Source organism: Campylobacter sp. CNRCH_2015_0338h, from assembly GCF_025772785.1.
In the GTDB taxonomy this organism is placed as follows: domain Bacteria; phylum Campylobacterota; class Campylobacteria; order Campylobacterales; family Campylobacteraceae; genus Campylobacter_D.
The window spans coordinates 1-1,885 of the sequence record NZ_JAKMST010000020.1 but is presented as its reverse complement, the minus strand read 5'-3'; the positions used below and the strand labels follow the sequence as shown (position 1 = coordinate 1,885).

At 28.2% G+C, this 1,885-nt stretch carries 1 protein-coding gene; it reads left to right on the top strand.

Annotation, left to right across the window (positions count from 1 at the left end; genetic code table 11):
• Positions 1-6 precede the first annotated feature (6 nt).
• On the top strand, positions 7-1,885 hold a 1,879-nt coding region (locus L8X30_RS07825), incomplete at its 3' end, for a ShlB/FhaC/HecB family hemolysin secretion/activation protein (protein WP_412175512.1).

Below are 1,885 nucleotides of genomic sequence, written 5' to 3'. Positions count from 1 at the left end.
ACAACCATGAAAAAACTCTTACTTAGTACTATAGCACTTAGCTCTTTAGTCTATGCTAATAATGGAAGTATTACCATAGCTAAAAATGATATAGAAAAGGTTATAGAATTATCCCCTGATAGAAACCTCCCTCAAAACAAAGCTATCAAAGAAAATCTAAAAACTAAAGATGATTATATAAAAAGCCAAGAAGCTAAAAAAGACTTTGAAGAAAAAAAGAAAGCTTTAAAAGAAAAACTAAATCAAGAAGATGAAACTAATGAGGAAACTACTAATACAAACAATGATAAAACTAATACTAGTGTAAATGATAATAATTCTAACTCAACTAATAATAGTGATATTATTAATACAAATAATCAAACCAATAATAATTCTAACACTAACTCTACTAACTCAAGTGATCAAACTAACACCACCACTAAAAAAGTAATAACCAAATATAAATTTGTTATCACTAATGAAAACACTAGCTTTGAAAAACTAGGTATTAAAGAAGAAGATTTACAAATACTTATTAGTGAGTTTAGTACTAGAAAATTTAGCTTACAAGATTTACAAGATATATCTAATATCATTGCTTATTATTTCCAAGTTAATGGCTATCCTGCAGCAACAGCTTATGTACCCCAACAAGAATTTGAAGATAGTGTACAAATAAATATAGCCTTAGGAACATTAGGTAAGTATATAGTAAAGAATAAAACTACCATAAAAGATTATTTTTTTGAAAGTAAGCTTAATGAAAGAATCAAAGGTAAAATCATTTCTACTAAACTCATAGAAGATAGTGTATATAAAGTCAATGAAATGTATGGAGTACAAACCCTAGCAGGTTTACAAGCAGGAGAGAATGTAGGAGAAACTGATGTAGTTATAGAAGTAGTACCTGATACTAAGGCTAATGTATTATTATATGCTGATAATTATGGTATTGAAAGTGCAGGGGATATTAGAGCTGGTATTAGTATGGGATTTAATTCTATATTTAATATGGGAGATTATTATAATTTTTACTTACAATCAAGCAATGAAAATCAAATTAACTATGGAGCTAGTTATACTTTCTTTTTAGGAAATTTAAAAATTACTCCAAGCATATCTCAAGGATCTTATTCTTTAGGTGGGGAATATAAAGATGCAGGATTTTATGGTACTTCTAGAAATCTTGGTGTAGATTTTTCTTATCCTGTATGGATTAATACTAATTCATCTTTATATCTTACTTCTAGTATTTATCATAAAATACTTAGTGATAGTATTTTGTTTGGTTTTTTTACTACCGATAAACATTCTAATGTAGGTAGTATGGGTTTAGAGGGTTTGTTTAGAGGATTTGAGAATAATACCTTAAGTTATAGTGCTAAGGTAAGTATAGGTAAGGTATATGATGATAGTGATTTTAAAATTGGTAGCAAAACTTTTGGCTGGTTTAGAAAACTCAATGCTAGTGTGAATAATTATTATAGTATTAATGAATACATTACGCATACTTTAAATATAAATTATCAAAAGGTATTAGGGAATTTTGAATTAGATTCTTCTGAGAGTTCCTCTTTAGGTGGAGCTTATGGAGTAAGAGCTTATGATAATGGAGATGGAGATGGAGATAATACCATAGTAGCTAACTTTGGTATAAGAATAAATATACCAAATACGAATTTTTATTTTACTCCTTTTTATGATATAGGTTATGCTTGGTATGAAAAAGACTCAGGGGATAGATTAGCAGATGAGCATTTTTTAGATGCAGTAGGTTTGCAAGTGCTTTATAATAAAACTAATGAGTATTATATAAAACTTGATGCAGCAAGAGCAGTTCATCAGTATAAATACGATGATGATCATAGAATGAAGTTATATTTAAGTGGTGGGGTGTATTTTT